Consider the following 14,313-nt stretch of genomic DNA (forward strand, 5'->3'; position numbering starts at 1 on the left):
GGTACCAATGGCTCCTATAAAAATAATCAGGTTCCATTGGTACCAATGGAAGATTCTCCCAAGGAAATGGCTGAGCAGGGTACCAATGGCTCCTATAAAAATAATCAGGTTCCATTGGTACCAATGGCTCCACCCAAGGAAATCTCTGACCAAGGTACCAATGGCTCCTATAAAAATAATCAGGTTCCATTGGTGCGTGTCACAGCTCCACCCAAGGATATTGCGGAGCTAGAGTGTATCAACTCTGCCGCATCGGAAGCGGAAATTCAAAATGCCCTTTCGATGCTGGAATCTTCGCTGGAGTTTTCGATACTGGAGCCGTGTGACGAGAAAAAGCAAGAGATGGTGCTAGCAGCATTTGCCTCTTTTGGGAACTTCCCACAGAAGCTGAAACGAGCAATCTGGGCGAGAATTCCTACTGAAAAACAGATGCAGCTTCGACAACTGGCGGCGGTAGGGTAAGAAGTGCAATTATACCCAAGTTGGAGCCATCCATCCCGAAAACGTCTACATGGGTAAAGGTTTAGCAGCTAAATGGAAAAATGACTTAAGGCAATAGCAATTTGGGTTGAAATTTTGGGCATTACAAACTTAGGGACTCCTAAATCCAACCAAAGTGAGTAAGACCTAATGCCCTCTAACACTGAAAATCAGAAATCTAAGTTTATTACTACCGAACCAATCGGCTTTGCGGGGGAAGCAGGCGAACAACAAGTTTGGGATGCAGTTCGTGCCGCCTTTGCTGAACGGGAATGTATCTGCTTCTGGCTCTACCCCATCTTTTCTAAAGACAAGCAATTTTGTTGGGAACCTGACATTCTGATCGTTGACCGAGAACTTGGTTTAATCGTTATTGAGCTGCCTGTGCCAATTGGCACAGGATTTTAAGCGATCGCTCACACGCTATCATCTACCCAGCCGCACTGGGAGCAGTCCCAATGTACTGAGGGCAGGAAAAAAATTCTTGCCCTTCGTAGTCAGCGATCGCTTTCTGCTCTTGAAATACTGCAACTATTACCAGGAAAAACACTCATCCACTTGGATAAATGATTTTATTTCAATCGCTGCGAGCTGGAGATCGCGCTTATTCTAAATTCCCTGCTTTCTCAACAGCTTGTTTCAAGTCTTCAAAGGTGATATTACCCTCTTCATCGTGATACATCGCTAGCAGTACCTGGGGGCTAGTACCTGTTTCTGCTGAAATGACTGCATTTAACGCAGGGCTTAAATAAAGCTCATTACTCGATACTTTGCCATCTCGATCGCTATCCAAGGTATTAAAAAGAGATTGAAGCTCTTGCTCAGTTGCCATAAGTTTCTATTTGAATTAGTTTTTTCAATTCAATATCCCAGAATGTTGAAAAAGATGCAAGGAAAGTTACCTCTTACCCAGGTAAATACAAACTACTACTATCGTTCGGTCTAGCGTGCAAGTAGCGGCTGGTAGTTGCAACGCTTTCATGCCCCAACGTCGCCTGTACTAGATGGATCGGCGCACCTCTATCGAGACTGTGCGAAGCGTGGGCATGACGCAACCAATGGGGTGAGACCTTCCCTTTAATCCCAGCACGTTTACCCGCCGCTGCCACAATCCGATTAATTTGAGAACGATGCAGGTGATTACCCTCTGGATCGCCCTCTCTAGATGGGAATACCGGGTCATTGTCGCTGGCATCGCCGCGTAGGTTATATACTTCATCCCACACGCCCGCAGACAGTAGAACCGTCCGAGTTTTACCGCGCTTGCCAAATACAGTCACCTGCCCGCTGTCGCCACGAGCTTTTAAATCCTTCCAAGTTAGAGCGCACAACTCGCTTACCCGTAACCCAGCAGAATACAGCAGCCGCAGGATTGCCCGGTTGCGCGGATGAGTTTCCAAGGCAATCATGGTCTGCACTTCCAATTCACTCAGGATGCGCTCGTTTAGACAGTCCTTGGCAGCGGGTTGTCTGATGGGCATTCCAACATTTAGGGGCAACAATCCGATCCGATGCCCAAAAGATAAAAGCGATTTGACAGCCGCGATCGCCAACCTCTGAGTATTGGGCGACTTTTGCGATAGCGTCAGTTTCCAGCCTTGGACATCTGCCAACGTCGCTAAGTGCAGGGGTCGATTAATATGGGCTAAAAATTGACGGGCATAACGGCGGTAGGCATCTTGGGTATGAGGCGAACGACCATCCACCCACATATCGATTAAGCGGTCGTGGGCATCCGAGGGCGTTACCCGCTCCGATGTAATTTGGCTATCTGTAACCTTAACCATCCAATTATTTTCGGTCATTTTGGTTCTACATAATTTGCGTTATGTTGCACTGGCATAGAAAAATCACCCCAGCCGATGGGGACTGGTGATTATCAGAACGGGAGAGCGATCGCGTGACAACTCTGTAAGCTGGGGTAGCAATCGGATGAATTTAGCGATCGCCCTTTTGATTTGGGCGTGTGAGGCTTTTAAGGACTTCCTCCAGGTCGCGGGGCTAAGCGGCTACGGCTACTCGTTCCAGTTGAAATACCATCGCGGCTTTTGTGAGATGCTTCCCCTGCCCTCGAACATTCCTCCAGGCGATACCGTACTGCGTGCAAAGTTTGCGGAGCGTGCCTGAGTCAAGAGTGTTGAGGTCAATTTCAACTTTCGGCTGTTCGGTGGCGACTGGTCTGGGCACTTCTACCTCTACTTGGGGCACGATTCGAGAGGCGCGTGCCAGTGCTGCATCGCGTTGGCTCTTGGGTGCGAGTGCGGTCAAGTAGAGTCCGTAGCCGATGCCGAGTGTGAGGTTTTTGATGGCGTTTAACATGGTCATTTTCCTTTGTGTAGCGGCGTTTTCAGGATTTAGCGTGTAGTGATTGCCTCATCTTTGTCTATACAAGATATATACAATATAACCAATAATGTCAATACAATCTAGATAAATATAGATAAAGGTTCGATAAAGTCTAGATTGCCTATATAAGTGCTACATTATCTATACATTGGCTAGAGGATATAGACATGAGTGACACTAAGACCCAATTGGCAACGTTCCGGGTAGAGCCTGAGCTTTGGGAGGAATTTAAGGCGCAGGCTCGGCGCAATGGGAAAACTGCATCGGACGCACTCACCGAATTTGTACAAGGCTATGTATCGGCTGGTGATACATCCCCAGTGTCAAACCTCCAGCTAGACGATATAGATTTGCATCTAGAGGAGAAACTTAATGAAGCGATCGCGCCTATTCGCCAGGAGCTAGCTGAGTTAAAGGCAGAGCTGCTGGGAAAGCTCCGGAGGGTAGCCTAAGTGAGGAGGTAGAACAGCTCAGGGCTGAAAATGAAGCACTCAGGCAAGGCGCAGGGACTCAAGCAGTAGTAGAACGGAATGCCAAAATCCAGGATTTAGAGCAGCGCAATCAGGAGCTGCGGGTTAAGCTTGCAGAGGTCAGGAAGAAATTAGTTGATGTCGAGGCAGAGAAGAAAAAAGTCCAGCAGGCGTTAGACGCGGCTCGACTCAAGCTTCTTGATCTGGAGGCGGAAAGTGCAATTAGAAAAATAGAGCTGTCGCTCGTCTCGGAGAATCGCCCCGATCGACCAAAAACCTTAGAAGAATTCGAGGAATATCTGCGAGAGAAGCACGCCAAAAAAGAGCAAGAAGACCAGGACGAATCTTTAGAGCTGGCGCAGCTTATAGAACAAGAGCGGAAGCCCAGCACCGAAGCGATCGCCTCACCAATGCCAGAGCATCCAAAATGTGGGAAAACTAGCAGGTGCGACAATCCGCGTTTTGTAAGGCACGGTACTCGCGCCGGTAAACAGCGCCGGAAGTGCGAAAACTGTGGCGGAACATACACTGAAGATTAAATTAATCAAATTGTCATCCAACAAGAAAGCCCCTGCTATCGTCGTGCGGGGGCTTTTTAATGACTCAGACCTTTGGAATTCTACTCCCTGCGCTCCAACGCCGATCCACTAGCTCCCAGCACAAAGCCCAGCATCAAAGCAGCCTTAATCTGTCCGGGCTGGATGAACAGCGCAATGCTTGCAATCAATGACCCAACGAATACGCCCCAACCTACACACCTAGCAGAGCGATAGAGCGGGTTCCTTTGGAGTTTGGTTTGCCGGATTTCTTCCTCCAGCCTTAAGGTTTCGGTGTGGAAATCTTCAAGTGACTTAAACTCTTTTCTCAAATGATTCTGAAGCGCAGCACCGCTTAGTTTTCGTTTAGGTCTTAAGTCTTTCACTCTTCGTTGCCCTCTAGTTTTTCTCGCAGCCTTCGTCAGCCCAAATTATCAGTCCTCGTTCATCTAGTTCATCCAAGCTTCTACGATTAATTTCCTCTACTACTGAATCAGGAAGCAAATGAAGACAGACGCGGACTAGGTTAGCAATCAAATTACTCATATTTTCCTTTGAGTTGGGTGGGTTTGAGTTGGTTATGCCTCGGTCACGGAAAGGTCACGGAAAGGTCACAGATTCATTGTTGGAAGGTCACGGGTCACAGGCGTGACCAGAAGGCGTGACCGCTGTGACCTTTATGTAGCAAGGGTGTGACCGCTCGTGACCTTTCGTGACCAGATGCCTGATTTAGAGCTTTTAGTGCGATCTGGCGAGGTAGGTCACAGGGTCACATCCGCGCTAAACTCGTCAGCATCATTTACGATTACCAATTCCTCCCTGACCAGTTCGTTAATCAAAGAGCGTACCGCATCTGAATCGTTAGTGATTTTTTGGAGTGGCTTGCACATCGACCGAGCGCGATTGATTTTTACCCAACCTTTTCCCACAAACCAACTCGTTAAAAGTTGCTTGGCTTGAGCGTTGTCGGGAATTGTTACTGCTTCCTCGCGGGATTGTCCTGTTGGTGTCGGTGTATCAATCTCAAACTCAAGAGCCAGGATTCGGTTGAGATATTCGGGCGTGTATCCCTCCAGCTTTACCCGTGTTGATTGACCTGGTTTGTAATGTCTCAAGTCAGGAAGTAAAGCTACTCGGCTAGGTTCTAATGTGGTGAAAATAATCGGGCGCTGGTTGTCCCTGGATATTGGTTTAAGTTCTTTGAATGTTGCTAGCAGTACCGACCGCTCATCTTCATCGGAAACCATGTCTTTATTCCCAATCATGTTGGACAACACGCCATAGGATTCGTTAACGCTGCCAAACTCGTCCACTGAGTAGTTACCCAACCCAACGAGATTAAAGTTTTTACGGCTATTCCGGTCTGCTTTCATGCCAATGGCAGCCAGGTTAAAGCTTTGTAAATCGACCAATAAGCAGACGTTCAGCTCACGCCCGTTGTAAATGATGTCTGCTAATTTGGTGAGGTATTTGCAACCCTTAATAGGTTCTTCGTTCTTTGATTCCTCCAGACATTGATTGATACTGAGCCAATCAGCAAGAATCAAGCGCACTGGCTGCAAGTCGGTTCTGGCGTTTTCAGGCAATCTGCGGCGTTTGTCGTAGATAGAGTGAATGTGGTCTATGGTTTGGAGTGCAGCGCTAGGGTCAAGCGCGTCAAACAGCGTCACTCTGCCCTTCTTGTCTAACCCACAAAAAGAATCATTCTTCTGCGCGATCGCCCAAATTTCTGCACCTGGATAGCGCTGCGAAAATTTGGTGAGGAGGTATGCTTGGCTGATTGACTTGCCCGCTCCGGTACTGCCAACAATTAGGGTGGAGCGGCGAGAACCTACCAGCCCGTCTAGGATTGCCATGCCGATTGTTTCTGAGTCTTTGTTTAAAACCGTGCCTGACAATCCTTCCGCATTCTGGCTACTGGATGCCGAAGAAATATTTCCCTGCCGCTCTGTTGGTTTAGCACCTTCACCTTCAATTCTATTGCTGGTATCAAGCGAATCACGCCCATCCAGCAAGGGCTGCTGTTCGATGTAATCATAGGGTTCCAGGATGGCGTAAGATGCTTCAGCAGCTTGCAACATTGCCTGCTGGTTAAATGCTTCCAGCTCTGCCTGTGCCTGCAACTTGAGTTTCTGTAGGTTCACACCTTCCCAAATGCTTTGGTATTTCTGGTGTTTGGATTCAATGGCGCAGAGCGATCGCGCTAGTGACATCGACACCCCAAATCCAGCAACAGCAAGAAACGCGCCGCACAATTTCCAACCCGCAGCGCCAGGGGTTCGTCGCACGTTTAGCGCTGAGGCTGGAGGTTTCATCCAGTCAGGAATTGAGCGCTCAACACATCCAGTCTCAACAGGTAGGCAGTAGTGAAGCTTGCCGTCGAAGTGTCCTGCTGTTCCCGTTGCAGCCCCAATAATTCCCAAGCTAAAAGCAGAGAGCATCACTATTTTAGGATTCATTTGCGAACCCTCCAAAGAATTGCTAAAGCCACTAAAAACGTCGGAATTGAAATTAGAAGTAACGGATTAATAAGAACAACAATCGAAGCAACTGCATCCCAGAATCCTGCAATTGTTGAAGCCATAATAGCAAGCCCGATAACTGCGCTCTCTCGTCTGTCCTTTCCTAGTGCTAGTGCAATGTACCCGGCAGTAAGCCCTAGTAGAATTGCATAGGCGATTAGCATACCTGGAATGAGCCTAGCCAGTAGTGCCAGCGCTAGACCACCAGAGAAATACAGCCCGAATTCAGATATATTTCCCGCAGCTTTATAGAACCGAGATGTACTCGATCCTGGTTCGTTACTTTCAAGTGAATCAGCCTCGGATTCAGGCTGATTGTCGTTTGGGTCAAACATTATTTAGTCCTGTTTATTTACCTGAGAACCAGTCGCCAATCCCTTGCCAGAATCCCTTTTTACCTGCATTAGAACGAGAGCCATTAGTGATTAAATCCTTACGCTCTTCCCGCTCTTTTCTTACTTGTTCAGCAATGGCTTCTCTCCGCTCCATTTGGGGAATCTTTTCTTGAATCCGATAAGCGCCATTTTGATGGCGTCGCTGGACCAGTTGCAGCGCGGTTTGGAAATCCATACGCTCTAAACTGATAGCGCTGCGGCTTTCGGCTTGCAGTTTCAGCACCCCGTACCGTGCCTTGTCTCCCATGAGTTTCAGGTGTTCCTGGTAGCCCTTGCTGGCGAGAAATACATTGAGAATTTGCTGGTCAATTTTCTTGGCAGCGCTGGCGGCGTCCTTCTGGATGTTGGCTACGAATTGCTCGTAGAGCACCTGCCCTTCAATCAGGGTTTTGAAGTGTTTTTCGAGTATTGGTAGCACTTCAACAAGTCGCTCCATTGCCTGCGCTCGGTCGGCAAATTCTGCTAGCTGTTGGTCGGTCATGTTCGGAAGCTCTTTGAGATCAATTCCGAAGTAGTTTTTGGTTAGCCCAGTTAGCTTAGAGTCCAGCGCGTGTACTTTGTGAATGCCAGATTTCTTGCCTTCATATTTAACAATTGCAGTGCTTTTATTTGATGAAAAATCCATGTTTACTTCCTTAATTAGTGATGTGTAATCGCCCTCAACAACTGAAGGCGATTGCTTGTGTTTTATCGACTCAAGCCGAGCGCTCGTTCCATGCCGCGCTGCTCGGCTTCTAACTGCTGGATGCGCTGGTCTTGTTGTTGAATGACTAAATCTTTAGGGTCGGGTTGAGGTTGCTTAATCATGAAGTAAAAGCCAAGTCCACCGAAAACTAAAGCCAAACAAGTTACTTCTTTCATACCCTACTCCTCCTCAAACAATTCGGATAAATCAATTTCGTTGTTGTCAGTGTCGAGCGCGATGCTGATAGCTTTCTGCTTGAACTTTCTTTCCCATTCAGATTGTGCTTCTTTGAGGTCTGTGCTGCGACTGAAGTGTGTAAAAGTTATTCCTGATTCAGCCACTATTTTGTAAGTAAGCCAGTTCATTAATTACTCCCTACAAGTTGCTTGAGCTTCTGAGTTTCAGGCTTCATTTGCGCTTCATGCTCATGCATCTTGAGTAGATTGAATGGATTACCTGCTGCTGCGAAGACAGGCTATTGATGAGCGCGAATGCTTGTGTGTCCATACCCCGTGACCAATACTCAGCTAGAGTACAAGCTGTTTCTAAACAGCTAGTGCGGGGTAGCAGTTGCCCTTCCAAAAAACCGACACCGTTGCGCTGGTTTTGTTTGATGCGCTGTTGGATCGCCGTCTTGATATCTGTCATAGTTGAAGGTGTCTCCTTCTGCGTTGTTAGTGGGAGGTGAGTAACAGCGGCTTGAGCCTGGTAAACCTTGCCGCTGGCTACTCTTAAGCAACAAATAAATCTGAGAGGGCAGAGCTTAAATCGTCGTCACTGACATTAGCTTTAGGCTTCTCTAGCGCTTTTATTTGTGATTGAGTTGGCATTTGGATGAGTCCATCGCTACAGAAAGTTGATAGACCTCTTCGGACAAATCGCTTGTGTTCCAAGAGCAATTGATGAACGATTTCTGAATAATCATTGGTGCCTATTTCTGCGCCAATTTCATCCAGATACGGAAGCAAGTAAGCTTTGACCGAAACTCTTTTAGAAGTTGTTGAACCCATTACACTGCCCTCCGTAATTTGATTTGAGCCAACCGAGCTAGCCCACGAGCATTTACCCAACATCCATGTGGCGCAACAATGATTTTTTGAGAAGCTAATAACTGTGCAATCGCTGGCAATTGTGAACCTCCACCAATTGCAACAATTGAGTCTGATTGTTCGCGCCACGGATCAACCGCTTTGAAGGCAGTAGCTAGGTTTTGGCTGACCCAAGGCTTGAGTTCAGTGTTGTAGATTTGGCGAAAGTTCCAGCCAGTTGTGCCGTATTCAAAACTTCCATTTTCAATCGCAGCTCGAATGAGATGGCGATCGCCTTCCTTCAACAACTGGCGGCGAACGTCTAAGTTCTTGGCAATAGATTCAATCAGTGAGTCAACGCCGCCAGGGGTTACTTTTCTGGCAACAAGTTTTCCACCAGAACCAAAAATAGTAGAGATGGTCGTGCCACAGCCCAAGTCGAGAAAAATGTTTTGGGTTTTTGGCTGGATAAGACTAGATGCGAGAGCAGAAATTACAGCACCCGCACCTTCTTCAAGTACGGCACTAACTGAGATATCAACCCAGCTCACACCTTTATTATTGATGCGAATACTGTGTTGACCTTGCAGAGATTTTGACAGCTCAGTTCCAAGCAATTGACCATCTTGGATAGACGCGATGATTGAAAGATTCCACCGTGGGCGATGCGACATCGTACCCAACGAACCTAAAAGCAGTTGCAGACCGTATTTTATTTTTCCTGACCTGTCATCAACCGTCCGCAGATATGCTTGCGGATTAAGTTGATAGGCGGGTTGACCAGCAAGCCACCGCTGCCCGATGAGGTCAGTGCGATCGCCTGCCAAATATTCAATCAAACTTCCTTCCGATGACTCCGGAATGTCGTAAATTTCACTGTGCAATGGCTGAACATAAGACGGGATTCGGACTTCAGCGTTATCAACGACTAATTTGACGCTGCCGTTCCCTCCGTCGTAGCCAACGGGAGCGGGGGGAGAACTGGCAAGAGGGGGCGGAAGTTGGTGATATGTCTGCATGAGTTTTTCTTTCAAAAATACTGTTAAAGCTTTACACTGTCTGAACTTGAACTTGTTTTGCGTTCAAAGTATCCGACTACCAACCTTTGTTACCTTTTGGTAGCTAGTGGCATCAATTGGCTGTTTATTACATAAGTTAGCATAGAATTAATCCACTGACGTAAATTCATGCCAGTGACTCTTTAAAACGACAGGAGGATATGATTGATGTCAAACCCAAATGACTTAGATGATCTAATGGCAAGGCTACGGACGACAGTGACACTAAGTGAAGAAACGCATCAAATTCTTTCTGAATGGGCTGAAGAAGAGGAGCGTACTCTTGCAAATCTGTTGAGCTACATTGCTGCTAGAGCAGCGAAAGAGCGACAGCAGCAAAAAGAAGCCCCCTCGCTCAAGAAAGCGAAGGGGCAATGATTGAGAGCGATCGCAGCTACGAAGATGTGGACAGCTATGCGGTGATGTTAACTAGCCAAAAAGAAAACCCCCATTTCCGGTGGGGGTTTTCAGCTCAAAAGAGAAAAGTATGATTAATCAAAATTTGCTGCTAGAGATTGTAACTTCTGCGGGCAGAACCTCTTTTCCCATTTTACCTGAATACTCTGAGCTAATCATGGTTGTAAAGACGTTCATAAATCCTCAAATTGCAAAATTAGATCAAAGTAATGGAGAGAAAATAAAGTTTGGCATTGACAATTGGAATATTGCTTATTCCTGGGTTATGCAGTTACGAACACTCTCAGCGCGGGAATCAGATTTCCCATTCAATACGCCTGCCTTTCAAGCTGGTAAGCCTGTTGGAGAGTTTCTGGATGCAACACTAGAGCTTTGCTCTGGTTGCCTTAATTTCATGGATAGAGCTGGAATTCCAGAGGCTCTAAAATACAGAAATGCTTGGGAGTGGTGGAAAGAAATTCTCTTTGAACTTGAAACAGGGCATCTAGCAGCTTTTGTCGGAGCTGACGAATCTGAGCTAGCACCTTTTCGCCCCTTAAAGTCGAAGCGGGCAATAGAACAAGCAATGAGCAAAGAACTAGCTAAGTTGAAAGCTCTTGAGAACCCTTATTCACCAAAAATGTCCAGCTTCTACAACTTGATTGAGGCAGCTATCTCAATAAACAAGTTTGATTGCCTAGACAATCCAGATGCCAAAAAAGAGCAGTACAAATTTCGTAACCAAGCTTGGAGTGGCTTCAAGACCGCCTACATCAGCTTGAAATCTCACATCCACCGCGATGTAAATATAGCAGTTGGCTTTTTGGAAGAGGGCGAAATTAAAAGAAAGCATGGAGGGAAGTCGTTTTCTCCAAAAAAATCTTCAAAAATTTCTCTCCAACAATCCAGAAAAAAAAGCAAAAACACTAAAGACGGTTGATGTACAAGGGTTTCAGAGATTTGCTCCAAAGCTTGAGTTTGTTCATTTGCAGTGATATTTATTAAGTGAGGAGAAAAAACCATGCTAAAAACCAGCAAAGCTCAAGGGAATTATGAAGAGAGTTGCAAGCCAGTGCTAGCCAAAGAAATAGTAAAGCGCGAAGTGATGCTGACCATCATCTGGCAACCTCATTTCGCGTAGTAAACAAAGAGAACATCGAAGCCAGAAAATAGAGCAGCGACTTATCTTGCTGGATACCACCTGGTTCTATTTTCTAAACCAACTCGTTGTTCACCACCAAATTTAACATTGATTTGGGTAGTGTGACACGCCTGTGGCATAGATGTTCTCCTGATCTAAGGAGCAAATAAAGTGTCACTACCAAATAACCCCCTCTCAGCCGTGCTGGTCGGAGGTGAGAGGTGTATCAATCAACACCACTTTGATGAATGGAGAGCTAGTGCGGTTGACGATACGATTACCGCACTGAACGTGCGATCGCTCTTAGGATCGGCAGCGTTGAATGCCGTCTTCTTCTCTCCAAGCTTAAATCGAGTAAACACTGGGCGAGTATCCAGGGGGCTTCTACGCCTCTACTCGCATCTTGAGAAGGGCATCTGGTTCTGTTGCGGTTTAGACCCGCTAGACACCTGGCGAGAGATGGAGTGGGGTGTTGCTAAGCCCGACTGTCCAAGAGTAGGTAAGAAAGGAAATCTGATTAAGTACGAATCGCCTCCTGGAGCAGAAACTAGGGCGATTTTCTTGCGAGTTTCGCTCTCTGTTTGGGAGGCGATCGCCGCTCGGTACAATGTCTCGATGCCAGAGGTGCAAGTTTTTAGCGATGGAGAGGCTATCGGCTTTTGGGCTTGGGTTTTACAAAATAATGTTCCAATCGTTATAACCGAGGGAGCCAAGAAAACAGCGTCGTTGTTGTCGGCTGGATTCGCAGCGATTGCCGTTCCTGGCATTTGGAATGGGCGCAGAGTTTTAAAGGATGGTACAGGCATCCTAATCCCTGAACTAGAGCTGTTTGCGACTAAGGATCGGATCATTTACTTCGCTTTCGACAGCGATGAAAAGCCAAAAGCGGTTGCTGCCGTCAAGAAGGCGATCGCCAAAACTGGGAAGCTTTTCATTAGCGCTGGGTGTCGGGTCAAGGTAATTACTTGGAATAGCTCCTTGGGTAAAGGAGCTGATGATTTTATTGTTGCCAATGGTGCAGCGGCATTCGAGCAAGTTTATTCCGATGCCCTCTCACTCAAACAGTGGCAATGGCACAATAGACCAGAGCGAAATCTGACCTGGGTTCCAAACGTGAGTTTGAATACAAATGACCTGAGTACCGTTGGGTTCGAGCTTCCGGACTCTGGAATCATTGCTGTTCAGTCAGGGAAGGGAACTGGGAAAACCAAATTAATTGCGAAGGCAGTAGCAGAGGCAAAGCGTTTGCTAAGTTTGACCCACCGAGTTTTCCTAGGTCGGTCATTGGCGAAAAGATTGAGGTATACCTGGCGGAACGACGCAGACAAAGGGATTGGAAATTATCTGGATGCCAGCGGCAGACCTACTAATCGAATAGGGAGCTGCGTTGAATCGTTGATTGCAATCGATCCACAGAAATTTGTTGGCTGCGATTTAGTCATCGACGAAGTTTGTCAAGTTATCAAAAACCTGCTCACCTCAAGCACTTGCCAAAAGGATGGGAGGCGTCCTGCACTTTTGGCGCGGCTGCATTGGCTCGTCAAGGTAGCGAAGCGAGTAATCATCGCCGATGCCGATCTAAACGACTTCGCCATTGACTATATTAAAAAATTGCGGGGTGATGATAGCCCAGTTTTCCTAATCCGCAATGACTACCAAAGCACAGGCTATCCGTGCAAGGTTTATGAATCTCCCAGCTACGCATTACTTCTAGAGCGCGCAGCTCGTCTCGCTTTGGAAGGTAAGAAGATTTTCATTGCGATGGACAGCAAAAAAACATCCAAATTAGTTGAGGCGTTGACTTCGGATGGGGTACAGTCTGGTCGGATTTTAGTTGTCAACGGAGATACTTCTGGCGAAGCTGAGCAGCGCCAGTACATTAATGAAATCCATAATTGCGTTGATAAGTACGATATCTTAATCGCCACGGGCAGTTTGGCTACAGGGGTCTCCATCGAATTACCTTGGTTTGATGAAGTAATTGGCATCTTTGAAGGAATCTCTTCAGATGGCGATATCGCTCAAGCTCTGGCACGAGTACGCGATCCGGTTCCTCGCCATATTTGGATTTCTAAAACTGGCAAAAACTTCAACTCAGCAACCAAGGCTGAATATGCATCTATTACAAAGCGCGAACTCAAGACTCGTTATGACAGAGAAGTATTGCTAATTCGGAGTAGCCTGAACCCCGATCTACTACCTTTTGTGGATGCTCCTATAGATTGGGACAACTGCCCTCACAAGCAGATGTGGGCGCAAACAGTATCGGCTGATAACTCTTCGATGTGGAATCTCCGCGAATATGTTATTGCTCGGTTACGGCATGAAGGTAATAACGTTCAAATCCTCGAAGGTAGTACCGACGATATCGATTTAGATTTCAAGGCTCAAGTCAAAGAAATTAAAATCGAGATAGACACTGCCCGTCACGAGGCTGTAGCGAAAGCCACTATCCTGGCCCCAGAGGAGAAAGAGCAATTACAAGCAAGAGAAGCTCTCAGTACAGGAGAACGGGCTAACCTTCAAAAAACAGCGATCGCAGAATTTACTTGTACGACCGAAGTTGACTCCAAGTTAGCAAAGCAGTTTCCAAATCTAATGCCAGCCATTCTGCGGTATGAAGATTTCTATTACAATCTGGCGATAGAGCGGGTAGAACGAGCGATCGCCCGTCAAGCCAAATGGAAAGCGGGTCTCTTCATCCCAGACATCCCGTGCAGAGAACAGGAAAGATTTATCAGGGAAAGACTAGGCTTGCAACCGCTGATTGAGCGTCTTAAACAGGGCGAAACCCTGGGCAATGAGGATTTACGGGAGTGGGCGGATAAAGTTAGGGCTAACTACCGACAAGTTAATGAGGTGCTGCGGTTAGGATTCTCACCAGATTCTAAGAAGTGGTCGAATGTCCGAATTTTTAATCAGCTCACCAAACAATTAGGAATCCCTACCGAAACCAAGCGGTCGGGTAAAGGTGATGCACGAGTCACTACTACCTCGCTTGATAGGGAGCAATGGGATTTTATCCTTGACATCCTTGAGCGGAGGGAAGCTAAACGGCAGCTCTCCCTTCAGGAGAAAGTTCTGGCAGCGGTACCAATGGAAGTGGATGAAGGACGGCATCGGCGAATTGGTACCAATGGCTCCTATAAAAATAATCAGGTTCCATTGGTACCAATGGAAGATTCTCCCAAGGAAATGGCTGAGCAGGGTACCAATGGCTCCTATAAAAATAATCAGGTTCCATTGGTACCAATGG

19 protein-coding genes are annotated in these 14,313 nt (G+C 46.9%); 6 read left to right on the top strand and 13 right to left on the bottom strand.

Annotated elements, in window-relative coordinates:
• Both ACFW2W_RS12615 and ACFW2W_RS12620 read left to right on the top strand, forming a co-directional pair.
• A partial coding sequence (locus ACFW2W_RS12615) for a hypothetical protein (RefSeq protein WP_378178181.1) occupies positions 1 to 462 on the top strand: 462 nt, incomplete at its 5' end.
• A gap of 168 nt (positions 463 to 630) precedes the next feature.
• Positions 631 to 888, top strand: coding sequence for a hypothetical protein (locus tag ACFW2W_RS12620; protein ID WP_378178184.1), 258 nt, complete (start codon positions 631 to 633; stop codon positions 886 to 888).
• A 196-nt stretch (positions 889 to 1,084) separates the two neighbouring features.
• Here the strand turns inward: ACFW2W_RS12620 and ACFW2W_RS12625 are convergent, their stop codons facing one another.
• The 3 genes from ACFW2W_RS12625 to ACFW2W_RS12635 all read right to left on the bottom strand — a co-directional run bounded on the left by ACFW2W_RS12625 (position 1,085) and on the right by ACFW2W_RS12635 (position 2,799).
• Positions 1,085 to 1,312, bottom strand: coding sequence for an EF-hand domain-containing protein (locus ACFW2W_RS12625; RefSeq protein ID WP_378178186.1), 228 nt, complete (start codon positions 1,310 to 1,312; stop codon positions 1,085 to 1,087).
• A 73-nt stretch (positions 1,313 to 1,385) separates the two neighbouring features.
• On the bottom strand, positions 1,386 to 2,285 hold the full coding sequence (locus ACFW2W_RS12630; RefSeq protein WP_378178189.1) for a tyrosine-type recombinase/integrase: 900 nt from the start codon (positions 2,283 to 2,285) through the stop codon (positions 1,386 to 1,388).
• Positions 2,286 to 2,481: 196 nt separating this feature from the next.
• The gene (locus ACFW2W_RS12635) at positions 2,482 to 2,799 is read right to left on the bottom strand and encodes a hypothetical protein (protein ID WP_378178192.1); all 318 of its coding nucleotides are present in this window, start codon (positions 2,797 to 2,799) and stop codon (positions 2,482 to 2,484) included.
• Positions 2,800 to 2,993: 194 nt separating this feature from the next.
• On the opposite strand from ACFW2W_RS12635, the gene ACFW2W_RS12640 reads away from it, so the two are divergent.
• Positions 2,994 to 3,278: a hypothetical protein gene (locus ACFW2W_RS12640; RefSeq protein ID WP_378178195.1), complete on the top strand. Its 285-nt coding sequence runs from the start codon at positions 2,994 to 2,996 to the stop codon at positions 3,276 to 3,278.
• A 637-nt stretch (positions 3,279 to 3,915) separates the two neighbouring features.
• Here the strand turns inward: ACFW2W_RS12640 and ACFW2W_RS12645 are convergent.
• From ACFW2W_RS12645 to ACFW2W_RS12690, 10 genes are all read right to left on the bottom strand, one after another.
• Positions 3,916 to 4,218 (bottom strand): hypothetical protein, encoded by a 303-nt coding sequence (locus ACFW2W_RS12645; protein ID WP_378178198.1) that lies wholly within the window; start codon positions 4,216 to 4,218, stop codon positions 3,916 to 3,918.
• 13 nt (positions 4,219 to 4,231) lie between these two features.
• On the bottom strand, positions 4,232 to 4,378 hold the full coding sequence (locus ACFW2W_RS12650) for a hypothetical protein (protein ID WP_378178201.1): 147 nt from the start codon (positions 4,376 to 4,378) through the stop codon (positions 4,232 to 4,234).
• A 215-nt stretch (positions 4,379 to 4,593) separates the two neighbouring features.
• Entirely contained in the window at positions 4,594 to 6,291 is a 1,698-nt protein-coding gene (locus ACFW2W_RS12655) for a hypothetical protein (RefSeq protein ID WP_378178204.1), read from the bottom strand.
• Positions 6,288 to 6,689, bottom strand: coding sequence for a hypothetical protein (locus ACFW2W_RS12660; protein WP_378178207.1), 402 nt, complete (start codon positions 6,687 to 6,689; stop codon positions 6,288 to 6,290). Before ACFW2W_RS12660 ends, ACFW2W_RS12655 begins: the two co-directional genes overlap by 4 nt.
• 13 nt (positions 6,690 to 6,702) lie before the next feature.
• Positions 6,703 to 7,374 (bottom strand): hypothetical protein, encoded by a 672-nt coding sequence (locus tag ACFW2W_RS12665; protein ID WP_378178210.1) that lies wholly within the window; start codon positions 7,372 to 7,374, stop codon positions 6,703 to 6,705.
• Between the two features lie 62 nt (positions 7,375 to 7,436).
• Complete coding sequence (locus ACFW2W_RS12670) at positions 7,437 to 7,610, bottom strand: hypothetical protein (RefSeq protein ID WP_378178213.1); 174 nt, start codon at positions 7,608 to 7,610, stop codon at positions 7,437 to 7,439.
• Between the two features lie 3 nt (positions 7,611 to 7,613).
• Positions 7,614 to 7,799: a hypothetical protein gene (locus ACFW2W_RS12675; protein WP_378178216.1), complete on the bottom strand. Its 186-nt coding sequence runs from the start codon at positions 7,797 to 7,799 to the stop codon at positions 7,614 to 7,616.
• 43 nt (positions 7,800 to 7,842) lie between these two features.
• The gene (locus tag ACFW2W_RS12680) at positions 7,843 to 8,082 is read right to left on the bottom strand and encodes a hypothetical protein (protein WP_378178218.1); all 240 of its coding nucleotides are present in this window, start codon (positions 8,080 to 8,082) and stop codon (positions 7,843 to 7,845) included.
• Positions 8,083 to 8,165: 83 nt separating this feature from the next.
• Positions 8,166 to 8,444 (bottom strand): hypothetical protein, encoded by a 279-nt coding sequence (locus ACFW2W_RS12685; protein ID WP_378178221.1) that lies wholly within the window; start codon positions 8,442 to 8,444, stop codon positions 8,166 to 8,168.
• The gene (locus ACFW2W_RS12690; protein WP_378178224.1) at positions 8,444 to 9,481 is read right to left on the bottom strand and encodes a ParM/StbA family protein; all 1,038 of its coding nucleotides are present in this window, start codon (positions 9,479 to 9,481) and stop codon (positions 8,444 to 8,446) included. The genes ACFW2W_RS12685 and ACFW2W_RS12690 overlap by 1 nt, the downstream gene beginning before the upstream one ends.
• A gap of 207 nt (positions 9,482 to 9,688) precedes the next feature.
• Here ACFW2W_RS12690 and ACFW2W_RS12695 point away from each other — a divergent pair, with 207 nt between their 5' ends.
• From ACFW2W_RS12695 to ACFW2W_RS12705, 3 genes are all read left to right on the top strand, one after another.
• On the top strand, positions 9,689 to 9,898 hold the full coding sequence (locus ACFW2W_RS12695; protein WP_378178227.1) for a hypothetical protein: 210 nt from the start codon (positions 9,689 to 9,691) through the stop codon (positions 9,896 to 9,898).
• A 109-nt stretch (positions 9,899 to 10,007) separates the two neighbouring features.
• Positions 10,008 to 10,856 carry a hypothetical protein gene (locus ACFW2W_RS12700; RefSeq protein WP_378178230.1) on the top strand — a complete coding sequence of 283 codons (849 nt, stop codon included), beginning with the start codon at positions 10,008 to 10,010 and terminating at the stop codon, positions 10,854 to 10,856.
• Positions 10,857 to 11,228: 372 nt separating this feature from the next.
• Positions 11,229 to 14,313: plasmid replication protein, CyRepA1 family (locus ACFW2W_RS12705; protein WP_378178233.1), on the top strand; the 3,085-nt coding region annotated here is incomplete at its 3' end.

Source organism: Coleofasciculus sp. H7-2 (assembly GCF_042747725.1).
Classification (GTDB): Bacteria; Cyanobacteriota; Cyanobacteriia; order Cyanobacteriales; family FACHB-T130; genus FACHB-T130.